Annotated in this window: 17 protein-coding genes; 10 read left to right on the top strand and 7 right to left on the bottom strand. The window is 63.5% G+C overall.

Going from position 1 to position 15,468, the window contains the following annotated elements; genetic code table 11:
• Positions 1 to 7: 7 nt before the first annotated feature.
• Genes NLY43_RS27775 through NLY43_RS27730 form a run of 10 tightly spaced genes read left to right on the top strand, consistent with a single transcriptional unit; the run spans position 8 to position 9,242 of the window.
• Positions 8 to 790, top strand: a complete 783-nt coding sequence (locus NLY43_RS27775) for a heme-binding protein (RefSeq protein ID WP_023712209.1) — start codon at positions 8 to 10, stop codon at positions 788 to 790.
• Positions 787 to 2,664 (top strand): methanol/ethanol family PQQ-dependent dehydrogenase, encoded by a 1,878-nt coding sequence (locus NLY43_RS27770; RefSeq protein WP_031199525.1) that lies wholly within the window; start codon positions 787 to 789, stop codon positions 2,662 to 2,664. Before NLY43_RS27775 ends, NLY43_RS27770 begins: the two co-directional genes overlap by 4 nt.
• A gap of 58 nt (positions 2,665 to 2,722) precedes the next feature.
• A complete protein-coding gene (locus tag NLY43_RS27765) occupies positions 2,723 to 3,514 on the top strand; it encodes a substrate-binding domain-containing protein (RefSeq protein ID WP_023712211.1) in 792 nt (263 codons plus the stop codon).
• Positions 3,511 to 4,044 (top strand): c-type cytochrome, encoded by a 534-nt coding sequence (locus NLY43_RS27760; protein WP_023681119.1) that lies wholly within the window; start codon positions 3,511 to 3,513, stop codon positions 4,042 to 4,044. Before NLY43_RS27765 ends, NLY43_RS27760 begins: the two co-directional genes overlap by 4 nt.
• Complete coding sequence (gene coxB, locus NLY43_RS27755; RefSeq protein ID WP_023815902.1) at positions 4,041 to 5,054, top strand: cytochrome c oxidase subunit II; 1,014 nt, start codon at positions 4,041 to 4,043, stop codon at positions 5,052 to 5,054. The genes NLY43_RS27760 and coxB overlap by 4 nt, the downstream gene beginning before the upstream one ends.
• Positions 5,051 to 7,027 carry a cytochrome c oxidase subunit I gene (gene ctaD, locus NLY43_RS27750; protein ID WP_023712214.1) on the top strand — a complete coding sequence of 659 codons (1,977 nt, stop codon included), beginning with the start codon at positions 5,051 to 5,053 and terminating at the stop codon, positions 7,025 to 7,027. The genes coxB and ctaD overlap by 4 nt, the downstream gene beginning before the upstream one ends.
• The gene (locus NLY43_RS27745) at positions 7,024 to 7,629 is read left to right on the top strand and encodes a cytochrome c oxidase subunit 3 (protein ID WP_023712215.1); all 606 of its coding nucleotides are present in this window, start codon (positions 7,024 to 7,026) and stop codon (positions 7,627 to 7,629) included. Before ctaD ends, NLY43_RS27745 begins: the two co-directional genes overlap by 4 nt.
• Positions 7,629 to 7,970, top strand: coding sequence for a hypothetical protein (locus tag NLY43_RS27740; RefSeq protein WP_023681115.1), 342 nt, complete (start codon positions 7,629 to 7,631; stop codon positions 7,968 to 7,970). The genes NLY43_RS27745 and NLY43_RS27740 overlap by 1 nt, the downstream gene beginning before the upstream one ends.
• A complete protein-coding gene (locus NLY43_RS27735; RefSeq protein WP_023712216.1) occupies positions 7,967 to 8,845 on the top strand; it encodes a cytochrome c oxidase assembly protein in 879 nt (292 codons plus the stop codon). Before NLY43_RS27740 ends, NLY43_RS27735 begins: the two co-directional genes overlap by 4 nt.
• Positions 8,826 to 9,242, top strand: a complete 417-nt coding sequence (locus NLY43_RS27730) for a c-type cytochrome (protein ID WP_023712217.1) — start codon at positions 8,826 to 8,828, stop codon at positions 9,240 to 9,242. Before NLY43_RS27735 ends, NLY43_RS27730 begins: the two co-directional genes overlap by 20 nt.
• Before the next feature lies 1 nt (position 9,243).
• On the opposite strand, the gene NLY43_RS27725 is transcribed toward NLY43_RS27730, so the two are convergent.
• From NLY43_RS27725 to NLY43_RS27695, 7 genes are read right to left on the bottom strand one after another with little or no spacing between them, the layout of a single operon-like run.
• A complete protein-coding gene (locus NLY43_RS27725; RefSeq protein ID WP_023713344.1) occupies positions 9,244 to 10,050 on the bottom strand; it encodes a lanthanide ABC transporter permease protein PedC in 807 nt (268 codons plus the stop codon).
• Positions 10,047 to 10,772 (bottom strand): lanthanide ABC transporter ATP-binding protein PedB/LutE, encoded by a 726-nt coding sequence (locus tag NLY43_RS27720; RefSeq protein ID WP_023712219.1) that lies wholly within the window; start codon positions 10,770 to 10,772, stop codon positions 10,047 to 10,049. Before NLY43_RS27720 ends, NLY43_RS27725 begins: the two co-directional genes overlap by 4 nt.
• Positions 10,769 to 11,731, bottom strand: a complete 963-nt coding sequence (locus NLY43_RS27715; RefSeq protein ID WP_031199528.1) for a PQQ-dependent catabolism-associated beta-propeller protein — start codon at positions 11,729 to 11,731, stop codon at positions 10,769 to 10,771. Before NLY43_RS27715 ends, NLY43_RS27720 begins: the two co-directional genes overlap by 4 nt.
• Positions 11,719 to 12,894 carry a lanthanide ABC transporter ABC transporter substrate-binding protein PedA1 gene (locus NLY43_RS27710; RefSeq protein WP_023712221.1) on the bottom strand — a complete coding sequence of 392 codons (1,176 nt, stop codon included), beginning with the start codon at positions 12,892 to 12,894 and terminating at the stop codon, positions 11,719 to 11,721. The genes NLY43_RS27715 and NLY43_RS27710 overlap by 13 nt, the downstream gene beginning before the upstream one ends.
• Positions 12,891 to 13,562 carry an ABC transporter ATP-binding protein gene (locus NLY43_RS27705; RefSeq protein ID WP_023712222.1) on the bottom strand — a complete coding sequence of 224 codons (672 nt, stop codon included), beginning with the start codon at positions 13,560 to 13,562 and terminating at the stop codon, positions 12,891 to 12,893. The genes NLY43_RS27710 and NLY43_RS27705 overlap by 4 nt, the downstream gene beginning before the upstream one ends.
• Positions 13,562 to 14,329, bottom strand: a complete 768-nt coding sequence (locus NLY43_RS27700) for an ABC transporter permease (RefSeq protein WP_023712223.1) — start codon at positions 14,327 to 14,329, stop codon at positions 13,562 to 13,564. Before NLY43_RS27700 ends, NLY43_RS27705 begins: the two co-directional genes overlap by 1 nt.
• Positions 14,330 to 14,339: 10 nt before the next feature.
• Positions 14,340 to 15,374, bottom strand: a complete 1,035-nt coding sequence (locus NLY43_RS27695) for an ABC transporter substrate-binding protein (protein ID WP_031199530.1) — start codon at positions 15,372 to 15,374, stop codon at positions 14,340 to 14,342.
• Positions 15,375 to 15,468 lie beyond the last annotated feature (94 nt).

The raw sequence follows: 15,468 nt of genomic DNA, 5'->3' as shown, positions 1-15,468 counted from the left end.
CAGGACAATGTATCGCTCGCAGCTTTTCGTACCTCTTTTTGGCCTGCTGTTGCTGATGGGTGGCCTGTTCCACGGGCACGAGGCCATGGCGCAGGAACCCTGTCCGGCCGATCACGATAAGCTGCTTGCAGCCCTCAAAGCCAACGTGAAGGCAAGCGGCGGACCAGCCAATGGCGGCTTTGAGACCAACGAATGGGCAGCCATCGTTGCCCGTGACGGCACTGTCTGCGCGATTGCGTTCAGCGGCCCCACCCCCGACTCGCAATGGCCGGGAAGTCGGCTCATAGCAGCGGAGAAAGCCAACACGGCCAACGGTCTCAGCCTGGCTCAGATGGCCCTCTCGACGGCCAATCTCTATGCGGGGGTGCAGCCGGGCGGGCCGCTATTTGGCCTGCAGGAGACCAATCCCGTCAACCAGGCCGCGGCCTATACGGGCGATCCCAAAACGTTCGGAAGCGCCGGCGACCCGCTCGTCGGCAAGCCGATCGGAGGCGTCGTGGTGTTTGGCGGCGGACTTGCCCTCTACGACGGCAAGAGCATTGTCGGCGGCCTCGGCGTTTCAGGCGATTCCTCATGCGCCGATCACAATGTCGCCTGGCGTATCCGCGCGGCGCTCGGCTTCGACAAGGTCCCGGCAGGCGTCAATCCAAATCGCAAGGATGCCATTGTCTACGATCTGGACCCCGGCGGCAAAAGCGCTTCGGGCTGGGGCCATCCGCTTTGTGCCGGAACGGAGGCCGACATCGCGGCCGAACTCGGCGCCGGCGTGGGAGGCTCGATCAATAAATGAAAGCTATGCCGCAGTTGGCATTAACGCGCGTTGACGTAGAACGACGTACCCGCAAATTGGCAGCCGGGAATTCCTTTGGCGCTATCCTTCTGGTGACGCTGCTCGCCTGCCTGCTGCTTCTGGGCGCTGCGTCCGATCCTCCTAAAACACCAGCGATCGTACCGCCAGCCGCAGCTTCGCCACCCGATGACGGCCAATGGACGATGCCGGCCAAGAACTACGCGTCGACGCGCTTCAGCGAACTCTCCGAGATCAATGAAGGCAACGTCAAGAACCTGCAGGTCGCGTTCACGTTCTCGACAGGCGTGAACAAGGGCCAGGAAGCAGCGCCGCTGGTCGTCGGCAACACCATGTATATCGTGACGCCCTTTCCCAACTTCGTCTATGCGCTCGATCTCTCCAAGCCCGGCGCCCCGATGAAGTGGAAGTACGAACCCAATCCCGAGCCGGCGGCACAGGGGGTGGCCTGCTGCGACGTCGTCAACCGAGGGGTGGCATTCGCCGACGGGCGCATCTTTTTCAATACGCTGGACGGCCACACGATTGCCCTTGATGCGAACACGGGCAAGCCGATCTGGAACACTCATGTCGGCAACATCAACATCGGCGAGACCATCACCATGGCGCCGCTTGTGGTGAAGGGCAAAGTGCTGGTCGGCAATTCCGGCGGCGAGATGGGCGTTCGCGGCTGGGTAAAGGCGCTCGACGCCGGCGACGGTCATGTCGTCTGGATCGCCTTTAGCACCGGGCCGGACAAGGACGTGCTGATCGGACCGGACTTCAAGCCGCACTACGACATGGACAAAGGCAAGGATCTTGGCGTCACGACGTGGCCGCCGGAAGCCTGGAAGATCGGCGGCGGCAACATGTGGGGCTGGATTTCCTATGATCCCGATCTGAACCTGATTTTCCACGGCACCGGCAATCCCGGACCATGGAATCCGGATTTGCGGCCGGGCGACAACAAGTGGACGTCTGGCATTTTCGCGCGCGATCCAGACACCGGCGCGGCGAAATGGTTCTATCAGTGGAGCCCGCACGACCTCCACGACTATGACGGCATCAACGAGCAGATCCTGCTCGACATGACCTGGCAGGGCAAGCCGCGCAAGGTGCTGATCCGGCCGGAGCGCAACGGCTATCTCTACATCCTCGACCGGACAACCGGCGAGGTGCTGTCGGCAAAACCCTTTGGTCCCGTAAACTCCAGCAAAGGTGTGGACCTGAAAACCGGTCGACTGATCGTAAATCCGGACAAGAAGACCGGCACCGGCAAGGTCGTTCGCGATATCTGTCCGACGGCGTCGGGCCTCAAGGACTGGCAGCCTTCCGCGTTCTCGCCGAAGACCGGCCTGCTCTACATCCCGCACAACAATCTGTGCATGGATGAAGAAGGCGTCGAGGTGAACTACATCGCCGGCACGCCTTACGTCGGGATGAACGTCCGCATGATACCAGGGCCCGGCGGTAATCGCGGCGCCTTCACCGCCTGGGACATCGCCGCGGAGAAACCCGCCTGGAGCCTCAAGGAGAATTTCCCGGTGTGGAGCGGCGCGGTGGTGACCGCCGGCGACGTTGTCTTCTATGGCACGATGGAAGGCTGGTTCAAGGCGGTCAGCGCCAAGACCGGAGACCTGCTTTGGCAGTTCAAGACCTCGTCCGGGATCATCGGCCAGCCTATCACCTATCGCGGTCCCGACGGGCACCAATATGTCGCCATCCTCTCAGGCGTCGGCGGCTGGGCCGGCGCAATTGTATCGGGCGATCTTGACCCGCGTGACGCCACCGCCGCGCTCGGTTTCGTCAATGCCATGAAGGATCTGAAGAACGCGACAACCTCGGGAGGCACCCTTTATGTGTTCCGGCTGCCTTGATGAATTTTACTTGACCGTAGGTCCGGCGCGAAAGGGGTGTCAACGGCTGGCGATCGGCATGGCCGCGATCACCTTCGTGTTCTTGACGGCCACAGCCGACGCGCGTGAGTTGAGGGTCTGCGCCGATCCGAACAACATGCCGTTCTCCAACGCGGCAGGTCAGGGCTTCGAAAACAGGATCGCCGAAATCGTTGCGTCCGATCTCGGCGCGAAGCTGACCTATACCTGGTGGGCGCAGCGCCGCGGCTTCATCCGAAACACGCTGAAGGCCGGTCTATGCGATCTCGTGCCGGGCACGCCGAGCAACCTCGAAATGCTGCGCACCACCACGCCCTACTACCGATCGTCCTATGTCTTCGTCACCCGCAGGGACGGCCCCGACGTAGCATCGTTCAATGATCCGCGGCTGCGCGACATGCGGATCGGTGTTCAGCTCATCGGCGACGATGGCGCCAATTCGCCTCCGGTCCAGGCGCTTGGCCGCCGCGGTATCGTCGGGCACCTCGTTGGCTATCCGGTCTATGGCGATTATTCCGCCCCCAACCCGCCGGCGCGCATCGTCGAAGCGGTGGCGAGTGGCGAGATCGACCTTGCCGTGGTCTGGGGCCCCCTCGCCGGCTACTTCGCCGCCAGGCAGAAGGTGCCGCTCCGCATCACGCCGGTTGCGCCCCGCATCGACGGACCGCAACTGCCGATGATCTACGACATCTCGATGGGCGTCCGCCGCGAAGACGATGCGCTGCGCGGGGACGTCAATGGCGCCCTGTCCAGGCACAAGGTCGAGATAGATGCCTTGCTGTCACAATATGGCGTGCCGCGCCTCGATGCCTCGGGGAGCCCGGTGCGATGAGAGCCGCTGTGGCCATGCTCCTGTTTCCAGTCCTGGCGCTCGCTGCCTGCCAGCGCGAGGAACGTGACACGCGCCCGCAATCGGCGCTCGGATCGGGCGAGCAGCCGACGCCTGTGACCACGCTGGAGCCCGGCGGACAGCGCCCCCCCGCCAGCGACAACAAGGCGGCGAGCTTCGAGGCCAACGCCTTCCACATGAGCGAAGGGAAACGGCTTTTCGGCTGGTTCAACTGTTCTGGATGCCACGCCAATGGCGGCGGCGGCATGGGGCCGGCCCTGATGGACCAGAAGTGGCTCTATGGCAGTTCGATCGAAAGCATCCATGCCACGATCCGCGACGGTCGGCCAAACGGCATGCCGAGCTTCCGCGACAAGATTCCCGACGACCAGATCTGGGAGCTTGCGGCTTTCGTGCGCTCGCTGAGCGGCAACGCGCCGTCTTCCGCCGCGCCGCAACGCAATGACGACATGATGGCGCATCCGTCGGAAAACCGCATGCCCGACGCGGCCACGCTGGGGAAGTCGCCGTGAAACGTCTCGTCTCGATGGCGTTCGCCACCGCCGGCGCTCTGTTGCTCCAGGGATGCGCGGGCTGGCAATCCGCCCTCGACCCGAAAGGTCCCGCGGCGAGCGAACTGGCATGGCTGATCTGGTTCTTCACCGCGCTCTGCGCCGTGGTGTGGGTGCTGGTGATGATCGCCCTCGTCGTGCCCTTGATGATGCGGTCGCGCGCGCAGGCGGAGCCGCTCGCGATCAAGGCCGGCGCCGACGACCGGAAGCTGCGCGCGGTGATGACCGCCGTCGGGTTGACCGCCATTGTCCTGATCGGACTGACCTTGCTGAGCTTCTTCGCCAACAGGACGCTCGCCGCGATCGGCTCGGATGCCGCACTGACCATTCGGGTCACCGGCCATCAATGGTGGTGGGAGGCGCGCTATGAGGATGCCACGCCAAGCCGCATCCTGACCACGGCGAACGAGATCCATATCCCCGCCGGGGAGCCGGTGCGGCTTCTTCTGACCTCGACCGACGTCATCCATTCCTTCTGGATCCCGAGCCTTTCGGGCAAGCTCGACCTCATTCCCGGCCACATGAACGTGCTCGACCTCAAGGCAGACAAGCCTGGTGTTTACCGAGGTCAATGCGCCGAGTTCTGCGGGGCGCAGCACGCAAACATGGGCACCTTCATCATCGCCGAGCCGCGTGCGAAGTTCGACGCCTGGTGGAACGACCAGTTGCAGCCGGCCGCTACTCCGACGGGGGACGAAGCCAAGGCCGGCCAGGATCTGTTTCTGAAGCGCCCTTGCGTGATGTGTCACAGAATAGGCGGCACGCCTGCCGGAGGAACGGTCGCCCCTGACCTCACCCATATAGCCAGCCGGCAGACGCTTGCCGCCGGGACATTGACGATGAGCCGCGGCAATCTCGCCGCCTGGATAGCCGACCCACAGGGCATCAAGCCCGGATCCCACATGCCGGTGGTGGAGCTCAGCGGCGACGAACTCAACGCCATGGTCGCCTACCTCGAGGCGCTTAAATGAGCAGCGCGGACCTCACAAGCGAACGCGACCTGCCGCCGGTGCGTGAAACCTCTACCGCGGGCGACGTCGCACCCGAGCATGACGGACCGCGCGACACCGGCATGGACGATGCCAGCCTGGATCGCTGGCTGGCGCGGACATGGCGCACGCCCCCCGGCATCATCGGCGCGCTGTCGAGCGTCGACCACAAGGTCGTCGCACGGCGCTATCTGATCACCGCCTTCGTGTTTCTGTGCCTGGGCGGGCTCAACGCTGTCGCCATGCGCATCCAGCTCTCAGGGCCGCAGCGCGGTCTGATCGGCCCGGACCTCTACAACCAGCTGTTCACGATGCATGGTGTGACCATGATGTTCCTGTTCGCCGTGCCTATCGTGCAGGCGACAGGCATCTATCTCGTCCCGCTGATGGTCGGCAGCCGCAACATCGCCTTTCCCCGCCTGAACGCGTTCAGCTACTGGATCTATGTTTCGGGCGGCATATTCGCCTGGGTGTCTTTCGCGCTCAACATGGCGCCCGACGTCGGCTGGTTTGCTTATGTGCCGCTGTCAGGCCCCGAATTCGCGCCGGGCAAGCGGGCCGACGTCTGGGCCCAGATGATCACTTATACAGAAGTTTCCTCACTCGCCGTCGCGGTGGCAACCATCGTCACCGTGTTCAAGCAGCGAGCCCCCGGCATGTCGCTGGACAGGATTCCGCTCTACGTCTGGGCAATGCTGGTTACCTCCTTCGTCGTCGTCTTCGCCATGCCCGCGGTGATGATCACCTCGACCTTCCTGATCCTCGACCGGCTGGTCGGCACACATATCTTCAACCCCGCCGAGGGCGGCGACGCACTGCTCTTCCAGCATCTGTTCTGGTTCTTTGGCCATCCCGAGGTCTACATCATCTTCCTGCCGGCGACGGGCATGGTCTCGGCGATCATCCCGGTCTTCGCCCGGCGTCCCGTGTTCGGGCATCTCGGGCTGGTCTTGTCGCTGATCGCCGTCGGTTTCCTTTCGTTCGGCCTCTGGGTCCATCACATGTTCGCGACGGGGCTACCCAAGCTCGGCGCCAGCTTCTTCACCGCGTCGAGCATGCTGATCGCCATCCCCAATGGCGTTCAGATCTTCTGCTGGCTGGCGACCTTGTGGGACGGCAGGCCGGTGATCCGCACGCCGCTGCTGTTCGTGTTCGGCTTCTTTTTCATCTTCGTCATCGGCGGCCTCACCGGCGTCATGCTCGCTTCGGTGCCGCTGGACCTCCAGGTGCACGACACCTATTTCGTCGTCGCCCATTTCCATTACGTGCTGATCGGCGGTTCGGTCTTCCCGCTGCTGGGCGCGGCCTATTTCTGGTTCCCCAAGATCAGCGGCCGCATGATGAGCGAGCGTCTCGGGCGCTGGCATTTCTGGCTGGCTTTCATCGGCTTCAACGCAGCTTTTTTTCCAATGCATCTCGTCGGGCTCTGGGGCATGCCACGAAGGGTCTACACCTATCCGGCCGAGCTTGGCTGGGGCAACATCAACCTGTTCATCAGCGCCGGCGCGGTGCTCTTTTTCCTCAGCTTCGTACTGTTCACTTTCAATCTTGTACACGGCGCGTTGAAGGGCGCGCTGGCCGGAAACAATCCCTGGGATGCCGGTACGCTCGAATGGGCGACGTCTTCGCCGCCGCCAAGCTATAATTTCGCGCGGATACCGATTGTCACGCATGTCGAGCCGCTCTGGGCCGAACGGGAGGCGCTGCCTGTGGCGACCGGACTCCGCGTCGATGTCCGTGAGTTGTTGATCTCAACCGTGGCGGAAGCCCATCCCGACATTCGCGAGAAATCGGCGACACCGTCGATCTGGCCGCTGCTGGCGGCAATCGCCGTCGGCGGTACGTTTGTCTATTCGATCTTCACGCCCTGGGCGATCGTCTGGGGCGCCGCGCCGATCGCCATCACCTTGATCGGCTGGTTCTGGCCCAAGGACGACCCGGAGGATGAGGGATGAGTGAGCGTCCCAGCTTGGATCTTTCGGACCTCCCAACCTTTGGACATGGTCCGCGCAGCCCGACCTGGTGGGGAACGCTCGGCTTCATGGCGCTGGAAGGCATGGGCTTTGCGTTGGCCGCGGGCGCTTATCTCTATCTCGCCACTTTGTGGCCCAACTGGCGTCTAAGCGCCCCGCACCCCGACCATTGGCCCGGGACGATCGTCACCATCCTGTTTATCATCAGCGTGGTGCCGAATCACATCCTCCACGGCCATGCCAAGCAATGCGCGATCGTTCCGGTGCGGATCGGGCTGGTGGTGATGTCGCTGCTCGGTCTGGCCCCGCTTGTCGTGCGCTGGTTCGAATTCCCCGCGCTGAACATCTACTGGGACACGAACGCCTACGGCTCGATGCTCTGGGTGCTGCTCGGGCTGCACACCACACACCTGATCACCGATGTCGGCGACACCATCGTTTTGACGGTGCTGATGTTCACACGCCATGGCTATAGCGGCCGGCGCTTCGGCGATGTCGGCGACAATGTCTTCTATTGGGATTTCGTGGTGCTGACCTGGATCCCGATCTATCTGCTCATCTACTGGATGCCGAGGCTAGGCTGATGCGTGCGTTGAAAATGGGAACGTCCTGGGGTGGTCTTCTGTCGGGGCCGATGGCTTGGGCAATCTCGACGCAGCTGAACTACGCACTCGTACCATGGCAGTGCAACCGCCAGGTGCCGGTGGTGCTTCCCGTGGCACTGGTGCTCGCCGTGCTTTCGCTGCTCGGCGGTGCCTTGTCATGGCGGGCGAAGCGGCAGGGCGGCGCCGCCTTCAAGCCTGAGCGCACGCGCAGCACCGAGCAGTTCGTCGCCGATCTCGGCATGCTTGCGGCATTGCTGTTTGCCCTCGTCATCATCATGCAAGGCAGCGCGGCTCTCATTCTCGACGAGTGCCTGCGATGAGCTTCGACGCGTTCTTCTCGACCTCGATCTGCTACGGCACCGGCGCGCCCGAGGCCGGATGGACGCTCGCATTTCCCATCACGTTTCCGCTGGCCGCGATTGCCTTCCTTTATGCCATCGGAGCGACTCGGTTGTGGCGCCGCAGCAGCCGAGGCCGTCCCGAGCGGATGCGGCAGGCGTTGTTGTTCGCCGCCGGTTGGGGCGTGCTGACGGCAGCACTGGTCAGCCCCATCCATGCGCTCGGCGAGCGGGTGTTTGCCGCCCATATGATCGAGCATGAACTGCTGATGGCGGTCGCGGCGCCCCTCCTTGTCGCCGCTTGCCCAGGGGCGGTCCTGCTCTGGTCCTTGCCGGCCTCACTTCGCCGCGGAACGGGCAAGCTCACGCGCGCAAAGACGCTGCAATCGGTTTGGGCCCTGGTGATCCGCCCCCTCAACGCGACGATCATTCACGGCGTCGCCATCTGGATCTGGCACATTCCGGCGTTGTTCCAGGCAGCGCTCCAGCAGGGCTTTCTTCATTATGCCCAGCATGCGAGCTTCCTCGGCACAGCCTTGCTGTTCTGGTGGGCGCTGCTACCGCGCCCCGGTCGACAGCAGACCTCTGGCAGCTCCGTCATGCATCTTTTCTTCACCTCGCTTCATACCGGCCTGCTCGGTGTCCTGCTGCTCGTCTCGCCTAAACTCTGGTATCCGGAGAATGGCGCCGGCGCGGCATTGTGGGGACTGACCGCGATCGAGGACCAGCAGCTCGCCGGGTTGGTAATGTGGGTTCCGGCCGGCTTGATCTATGGCGGCGCCGCCCTGCTGCTCGCCGGCCTGTGGATAAGCAGCAGCGCAACCAGGGAGGCAACACATGCGCTCCGACCTGGGTAGGCTGATCGGGGGCGCCCTTGCCGCAATCCTGCTGCTGACCGCGGCTGTGGCAGCGGCGACCTTGTGGTCCGACCGGCGCGACCGTGTCCGGCACGAGTCGGATGCGGCGACCGGGGGCGTAGGCGCTCGCGCCATTCCAATCATGACGGCGAATGGCTGCTCCGGCTGCCATACGATACCCGGCGTGCCGGGTGCGCAAGGCCAGGTCGGACCCCGCCTGGACGGTGGCCTTGCCGACAGGGTCTTTATCGGTGGCCTGCTGGCAAACAATCCGGAGAACATGATCCGCTGGATACGATCGGCGAGGGAAGTCAATCCGCACACGGCCATGCCGTCGACGAGGATCACCGAGCAACAGGCGCGGGACATCGCCGCTTATCTCTATGCGTTGAGGTAATTCATCCCTCGCCGCCGCGCCGGGACCACAAGCCCCGACCGGGGTCATAGCCGATGACCGCCGCGAGGAAGAAGGCGATGAGGCAGCCAAGGACCACAACCGCCGCGACAGGATCGAACCGCAGATAGAGCGCGAAGCGTATCAGCTCGACTGCCGAGCTGAACGGGTTCCAGGCGGCGATTGTTGCCAGCACCGGTCCCGCCTCGGCAAGCCGCCACAGCGGATAGAGCGCCGTCGAGGCAAAGAACACCGGAAAGATGACGAAATTCATGACACCGGCAAAGTTCTCCATCTGTGTCGAAACCGAGGAGACAAGCAGTCCGAACGCGCCAAGCATGAGGCCCGCCAGCACGAGCGCCGGAAATACCGCGACGTAGCCGAGAACGGGCGGCCGCACATCCCAGAAACGCGCGATCAACAGAAACAAGTAGACCAGCGGCACGCCAACGATCACGCTGGCCAGCAGGCGCGCCGCAAGCAGGTACCAGCGCGGCAATGGTGCGGTCAGCAACAGGCGCATGCTGCCCATCTCGCGATCGTAGACCATGGCCAGCGAACTCGCCATGGCATGGAAGAGCAGCATCATGGCCGCTAGCCCGGGCACCACATACACGTCATAGAGAACATAGGTCTGGTAGGGTGGCGTGATCGACAGACCGAGAACGGAGCGGAAGCCAGCGGCAAAGATTGCCAGCCAGACCAGCGGCCGTACCATCGCCGAGAGCAGCCGGCCGCGTTGCCGCAACGTGCGCAGCATCTCCCTGCGCAGGATGCCGTTGAGCGCGCGCACCGCGTGAGACGTTTTCATTCGGACTCCGTCAGCGACGCGAAGGCCTCGCCCGTGCTCGCTACACCGAGATCGGCAGCCAGGCGATCGGCGCGGCCGGCCCACCGGATTGTGCCTCGATGCAGCACCACCACATCGTCATCCGCCGTTAGTTCTTCCAGAAAATGTGTTGCCCACAGAACGGCAATGCCGCGCTGGCGGCAAAGCTCCCGCACGTGCCGCTCGAGCGCGCGGCGGCCCGGCACGTCGAGCCCGGTGGTCGGCTCATCCAGCAGCAAAAGGCGTGGGCTATGCATCAGAGCACGTGCGATCTCGACACGGCGACGCTGCCCCCCGGAAAGCGCTCGGGCAGGATCGTCGATCCTGTCCAGCACGTCCAGCCGGCCGAGTTCGTGGATGGAGCGCTCCTTGCTCAAGGCCTGGCTAAGCCCATGCAAGGCCGCGTGGTAACGCAGGTTCTCGCCGGCCGTCAGATCGAGGTCGAGGGTCGGCAACTGGAAGACGACGCCCATCTGCGCCAACGCGACGGACGGGTTGACATCCATCGCCTGGTCGAAGACATGCACCGAGCCGGAGCGGGCGTGATAAAGACCGGTGATCAGCGAGAACAACGTCGTCTTGCCGGCGCCATTGCGGCCTAGCAAGATGCACATCCTGCCTTGGGCCACAGAGAAAGAGACGCCGTCGAGAACCCGCCGGTTTCCGAAACTATGGCCCAGATTCTCGACCGACAAGGCGTTCATGGCCCGATCACGACGCCCCACGGCCCCCGCCCTACCGGCAGCGATTTCACCACCTCCTGGTTTTCCAGATCGATAAACGAAATATCGCCGGAATTCCCGTTTGAGCTGACCAGGCGCTTCTCGTCGCCGGAGAGCGCAACGTGCCAGGGTCGTTGACCAACAAGGTAGAGCCGACGGACCGCCAGCGTTTTCACATCGACTTCCGCAATCCTGTTGGCGGGGCCGAGCGCCACATAGACGGTCGTGCCATCGCGAGATGTCGCCATGCCGACCGCCTGCACACCCTCGCGTCGTATACCCGGCACCTCGAACTCGACTTTGCCGGTCTGCGCGCGCGTTGCCGTGTCGAAGACGGTGACAGTGCCCCGGATCTCCGAGGACACCCAGAATTGCTTCCCGTCCGACGAGAATAAAGCCGCGCGCGGCCGGGTATCGACCAGCAGATTGTCCACGAGTTCAAGCGTGCCTGCGTCGATCAGATGCACCATGCTGGTGGTCTCCGAAGTGCAGGCGACATAGCGGCCGTCGGCGCTGGCCGCCATTCCTTCCGGTTCGACGCCGACATCCACGGTGCCGATGACCTTGGCCGCGGCGATGTCCACCACCGACACCAGATTGTCATTCTCGTTGGCGACGAACAGCCGCTTGCCATCGGGATGGACTGCGAAGAATTCCGGATCGGCTCCCGAAGGCAATTCGCCGACGACCCGCCGCTTCGCGACGTCGACCACGTCGATGCGGTTGTCGTCGCCTTCCGCGACGAAAAGCATCTTGTTGTCGATCGACAGCGCCAGCCCGCGCGGACGGCGGCCGACATCGATCGTCGCCAGCAAAGTCATTGTCACGCCGTCGACGACCGCGACCGTATTATCCTGCTCATTGGAAACGTAGATGGTCTCGGCGGCGGCGGGAGCAGCAAGAGCGAACGCCGCCAACAACAGCGTCATCAGAACTTGCATGTGCTCTCCTCCAGGTCGATGCCCAGCGTGTCGAGCGGCGTGCGCTGATGCAGGAAGCCCGGTTGCGGTGAGCTGGAAATCAAGAGGCGAGGCCCGGCGATCAAAATGGGCTGGCGCATCTGTCCGTCCCAAGGACGGAAACTAAGCCCCTGCCCCTTGAAGCCAGCGAGAAGAAACGCGTCGCCGCGTATATATCTGCCGATTGCCGCGGGATCGAGACTGTGCAGGCGCGTCGCCGCTTCGCCGATACTGCGCACAGCGAGCCAGGCCGCGTAGTCGCTGGGCAACATCCAGCGCCCTGCCTGCCTGTGGAAACGGTCCTGCAGTTGCGTGGCGCCCCATTCCTCGCTGACAGCGCTCCAGCCTATGGCGACAAGCCCTTGCGTGCCGGCGACGATTCTCGGCAGCGCAGTGCGGCCCTCCAGATAGGCGCCGAATTCATCCGCCTCGTCGGCGACCACGAGCACATCATAGTCGCTGACCTGCGTGACCGCCGGTATTTCGGTCTGCAGCGTGACATGCCCTGTATCGGCACGTCCGTTGGCGGGCCTGAATGTCCACGGCTGGTCGATCGTGATCTCGGCTCCGAAGCGAGCCGCCGCCCGTCGAAAGGCCGCAGCCATCGCCTGATCCTGCGAATGCGGCCCCACAAGCAGGAACCAACGCTGCCAGCGCTTCCAGGCGAGATATTGCGCCAGCCCGTCGGCGAGCATGGCGCGGCTCGGGATCGTGTGCAGCACGTTCCGACGGCAGTCCTGCTGGCGAAGCTCGTCGTCCGGCGCCCGGCTGTTGAACAACGTCATCTGCTCGGCACCGGGCGCGGCACTGGCCTGTAGAAGCTGACGGGCGTCGAGATCTGCGATGACAAAGGCGATGCCGGCATTAGCGAATTGTCTTACAGCGTCATCCGGCGCTTCGCTTGGTTTCAATACCCTTTCCTCCAGCCGAAATTTCTGCCCGAGAAACCGGCCGGTGCTTTCGTCGTCGGCAATGCCCAGCCGAGCGCCTTGCAGGCCGCCGTCAGTGACGGTTTCATCAAGGGGTCCCAGGGGCAGAGCCGTTTTGCGCTCCTGGCCGATATACCCGATCACCATCGTCTGTTGCTCGGTGGCGCCAGGGCCGATGATCAGCAAAAGAAAGAGAAGGCCCAGCAACAGTCTCATTGTGTCGCCCCCAGCCCAAAGCGCGACGATCCCGCTTCATCGCCACCAGAGATTGCGACATCGCGCACGATGCGCGCCGGCGATCCCTCCAGAACAATAACCCGATCACTCAGCGACGAGGCATATGCGAGATCATGCGTAACCAGCAGCGTGGTAGTCCGCCGACTGGCGAAACAATCCTGCAGCAGGCGGCGCATGGCTTGCGCGGTCGCCTCGTCGAGTGAAGCGAATGGCTCGTCGAGGAGCAGGAGCGCAGGCTCCACGGCGAGCGCCCGGGCAAGCGCTACGCGCCGCGCCATACCGCCCGAGAGTCGCTGCGGATAGCTCTTCTCATTGCCTTTCAGACCGACAGCGGCAAGCCACCGGGCCGCATCGGGCGCGCGATCCGGGATGGCCAGCTCTACATTGCGCAAGGCGGTGAGCCAGGGCAGCAGCCTCGGTGTCTGGAACAGCATGCCTATCGGAAGCGGTCGTCCGCTCACGCTGCCGCGAAATTCGCGGTCGACGCCCGAAACGATCGACAGCAGCGTCGACTTGCCGACACCGGAAGGGCCGGTCAGGACGCAGACCTGTCCGTCGGCTATATCAAGCGACAGCGCGCGAAAGATCGTCCGGCGCTGGCCGTCGTCACCGGGGAAAGTCTTGTCCTCGATCCTGATCCTCAGCATCAGCGTCGCCAGGCGAACAGACGACGTTCCAACGGCACAAGCAGTCCATACTCTATGGCAAGCATCACAACGCCGAAGCTGATCGCATAGGCAAGGATGTGGGTGACGTCGAAGTTCTGAAAATAGACCTGTAGCTGGAACCCGACGCCGTTGGAGCGGCCGAGCAGTTCGGCGAGCAACACGATCTTCCACGTCAATGCCAGCCCGCTGCGCAGGGTGACGAGAAAGAACGGCGCCAATTGCGGCAGCACGACATGCCGCAGCTTTGCAGCACGCCCGAAGCGATAGAGCTCAGCCATTTCGGCAAAGTCCTTGTCCAGCCGGCTGGCGCCTTCACGAATAGTCACCACGACATTGGGGATCTTGTTGAGCGCGACCGCAAGGACAAGCGCAGTCTCGGCAAGACCAAGCCAGATATAAATTAGAATGACCGTGATCAGCGCCGGCATGTTGAGGAGTAACACGATCCAAGGCCTCATCCATATGTCGGCTCTGTGCGAGCGGCCTGCCGCGTAGCCAAGGGCCGCGCCAATGACGATTGCCGACCCGAGGCTTGCCACGACGCGCGCAAGCGAGATGCCCAAATGGTATGGCAGCTCGCCCCGAACCACTTCGTGCAGGAGAACCGAAACAACCTGGACCGGACCAGGAAACAGGCGATCGGCGCCGATCGATGATGCAATCTGCCAGACGAGCACCATGGTCAGCAATGCCGCAGTGGATTGCGAACGCTGCATTGTGATGGGGAACGCTGGGACATCGGTCATTGGCGCGAGCTCAAGCCGGTATGGCCCGGAAGACACCAGGATCGAGGCTCGTCGCCTTGCCGACCAGATCCTCGCCGCCCAATTCGGCCAGGATTGCAAACAACCGGGCCGCGCCATCACGTTCGTCTTTGCCGAACCGACGAGGGATTCCGGCTCGATAGGCGGCGCGTAACGCCGCCTGTAGGTGAGGATCGTCCGTGCCCAATTGAGGCGCGAGCACCCGCCACTCGTCGTCCGAAGAGTCGAGCAGCGACTTCGCTGCCGCGGTCGCGCTCGTGAATCGCGCGAGGGCTATCGGGTTGGCCCGCGCCCAGCTTTCATGGAAGACGTAGCCGAGCATCGGCAAGTCCACGGATACGCCAAGCCCCTGCAGGATTTGCGCGACACTGAGCAGAGGCCTTGCCCCCTCTGACTCGAGACGGGCGGCGAAGTTCCAGAACGTCAGCAGTGCATCCAGTCGCCCCGCCAGAAATTCCTGCTCCAACAAAGGCGGCGCGCCGAACACTGGCTCCACCTCTTCAGCAAGATCGCGCTTCACCTGACGGAGGCCGAGCGCGCGCAACAGGATCCAGCTTTTGTCCAGCGGACCACCTGCGATCCCCAGCCTTTTGCCCCCGAGGTCCGCAAGAGTTCGAATGGGCGAGCCTTGCGGCAGCTCCAGCGCGCCGACGGCACGAGAATAGGGATAAAAGACCAGATCGGCCCCTTCGCTGCGCTGGCGCATGACCCAAACCCAATCGGAAACGATGACGTCGACGCTGCCCGCCAGCAATGCGGTCTTACCGGCTTCGGTACCGGCAAGCCGCTGAGCCTCGATTGATACGCCGTGCACAGTGTCCAACGCATGTCGCCGCATGACGTCAACTTCCCAGGCGGCGGTGCCAAATCCCAGCACGCCAAATCGCACGAGCGGCGATGGCTGTGGCGCGGCTTCTGCGGAAGCACCCAATAGCCAGCAACAAATACCCGCAAGAGCGGCCCGCCGCGAGATGTGACCCTGATCATGCCGGGTCAGCCATTCGCCTGGAAGGGTAGCAGTCAGCACGGGCGCACCGGGTGTGAAGGAACTTTCCTAACGCCGTGGCGGCAGGAATGTTCCTCAATGGTGCATGGAACTAACGGGAAAGCACCTAAGGTCC

Source organism: Mesorhizobium sp. C416B, from assembly GCF_030323165.1.
Classification (GTDB): domain Bacteria; phylum Pseudomonadota; class Alphaproteobacteria; order Rhizobiales; family Rhizobiaceae; genus Mesorhizobium.
The sequence above is the reverse complement of the archived record's forward strand: the minus strand, read 5'-3'. Positions and strand labels throughout refer to the sequence as shown.

Bases quoted from the DNA above. Each gene is read 5' to 3' on its own strand.
- NLY43_RS27705 (WP_023712222.1), bottom strand. From the start codon at position 13,562: ATGCTGAGGATCAGGATCGAGGACAAGACTTTCCCCGGTGACGACGGC.
- NLY43_RS27730 (WP_023712217.1), top strand. From the start codon at position 8,826: ATGCGCTCCGACCTGGGTAGGCTGATCGGGGGCGCCCTTGCCGCAATC.
- NLY43_RS27770 (WP_031199525.1), top strand. From the start codon at position 787: ATGAAAGCTATGCCGCAGTTGGCATTAACGCGCGTTGACGTAGAACGA.
- NLY43_RS27725 (WP_023713344.1), bottom strand. From the start codon at position 10,050: ATGAAAACGTCTCACGCGGTGCGCGCGCTCAACGGCATCCTGCGCAGG.
- NLY43_RS27720 (WP_023712219.1), bottom strand. From the start codon at position 10,772: ATGAACGCCTTGTCGGTCGAGAATCTGGGCCATAGTTTCGGAAACCGG.
- NLY43_RS27710 (WP_023712221.1), bottom strand. From the start codon at position 12,894: ATGAGACTGTTGCTGGGCCTTCTCTTTCTTTTGCTGATCATCGGCCCT.
- NLY43_RS27735 (WP_023712216.1), top strand. From the start codon at position 7,967: ATGAGCTTCGACGCGTTCTTCTCGACCTCGATCTGCTACGGCACCGGC.
- NLY43_RS27775 (WP_023712209.1), top strand. From the start codon at position 8: ATGTATCGCTCGCAGCTTTTCGTACCTCTTTTTGGCCTGCTGTTGCTG.
- NLY43_RS27765 (WP_023712211.1), top strand. From the start codon at position 2,723: ATGGCCGCGATCACCTTCGTGTTCTTGACGGCCACAGCCGACGCGCGT.
- NLY43_RS27760 (WP_023681119.1), top strand. From the start codon at position 3,511: ATGAGAGCCGCTGTGGCCATGCTCCTGTTTCCAGTCCTGGCGCTCGCT.
- NLY43_RS27740 (WP_023681115.1), top strand. From the start codon at position 7,629: ATGCGTGCGTTGAAAATGGGAACGTCCTGGGGTGGTCTTCTGTCGGGG.
- NLY43_RS27700 (WP_023712223.1), bottom strand. From the start codon at position 14,329: ATGACCGATGTCCCAGCGTTCCCCATCACAATGCAGCGTTCGCAATCC.
- NLY43_RS27745 (WP_023712215.1), top strand. From the start codon at position 7,024: ATGAGTGAGCGTCCCAGCTTGGATCTTTCGGACCTCCCAACCTTTGGA.
- ctaD (WP_023712214.1), top strand. From the start codon at position 5,051: ATGAGCAGCGCGGACCTCACAAGCGAACGCGACCTGCCGCCGGTGCGT.
- NLY43_RS27715 (WP_031199528.1), bottom strand. From the start codon at position 11,731: ATGCAAGTTCTGATGACGCTGTTGTTGGCGGCGTTCGCTCTTGCTGCT.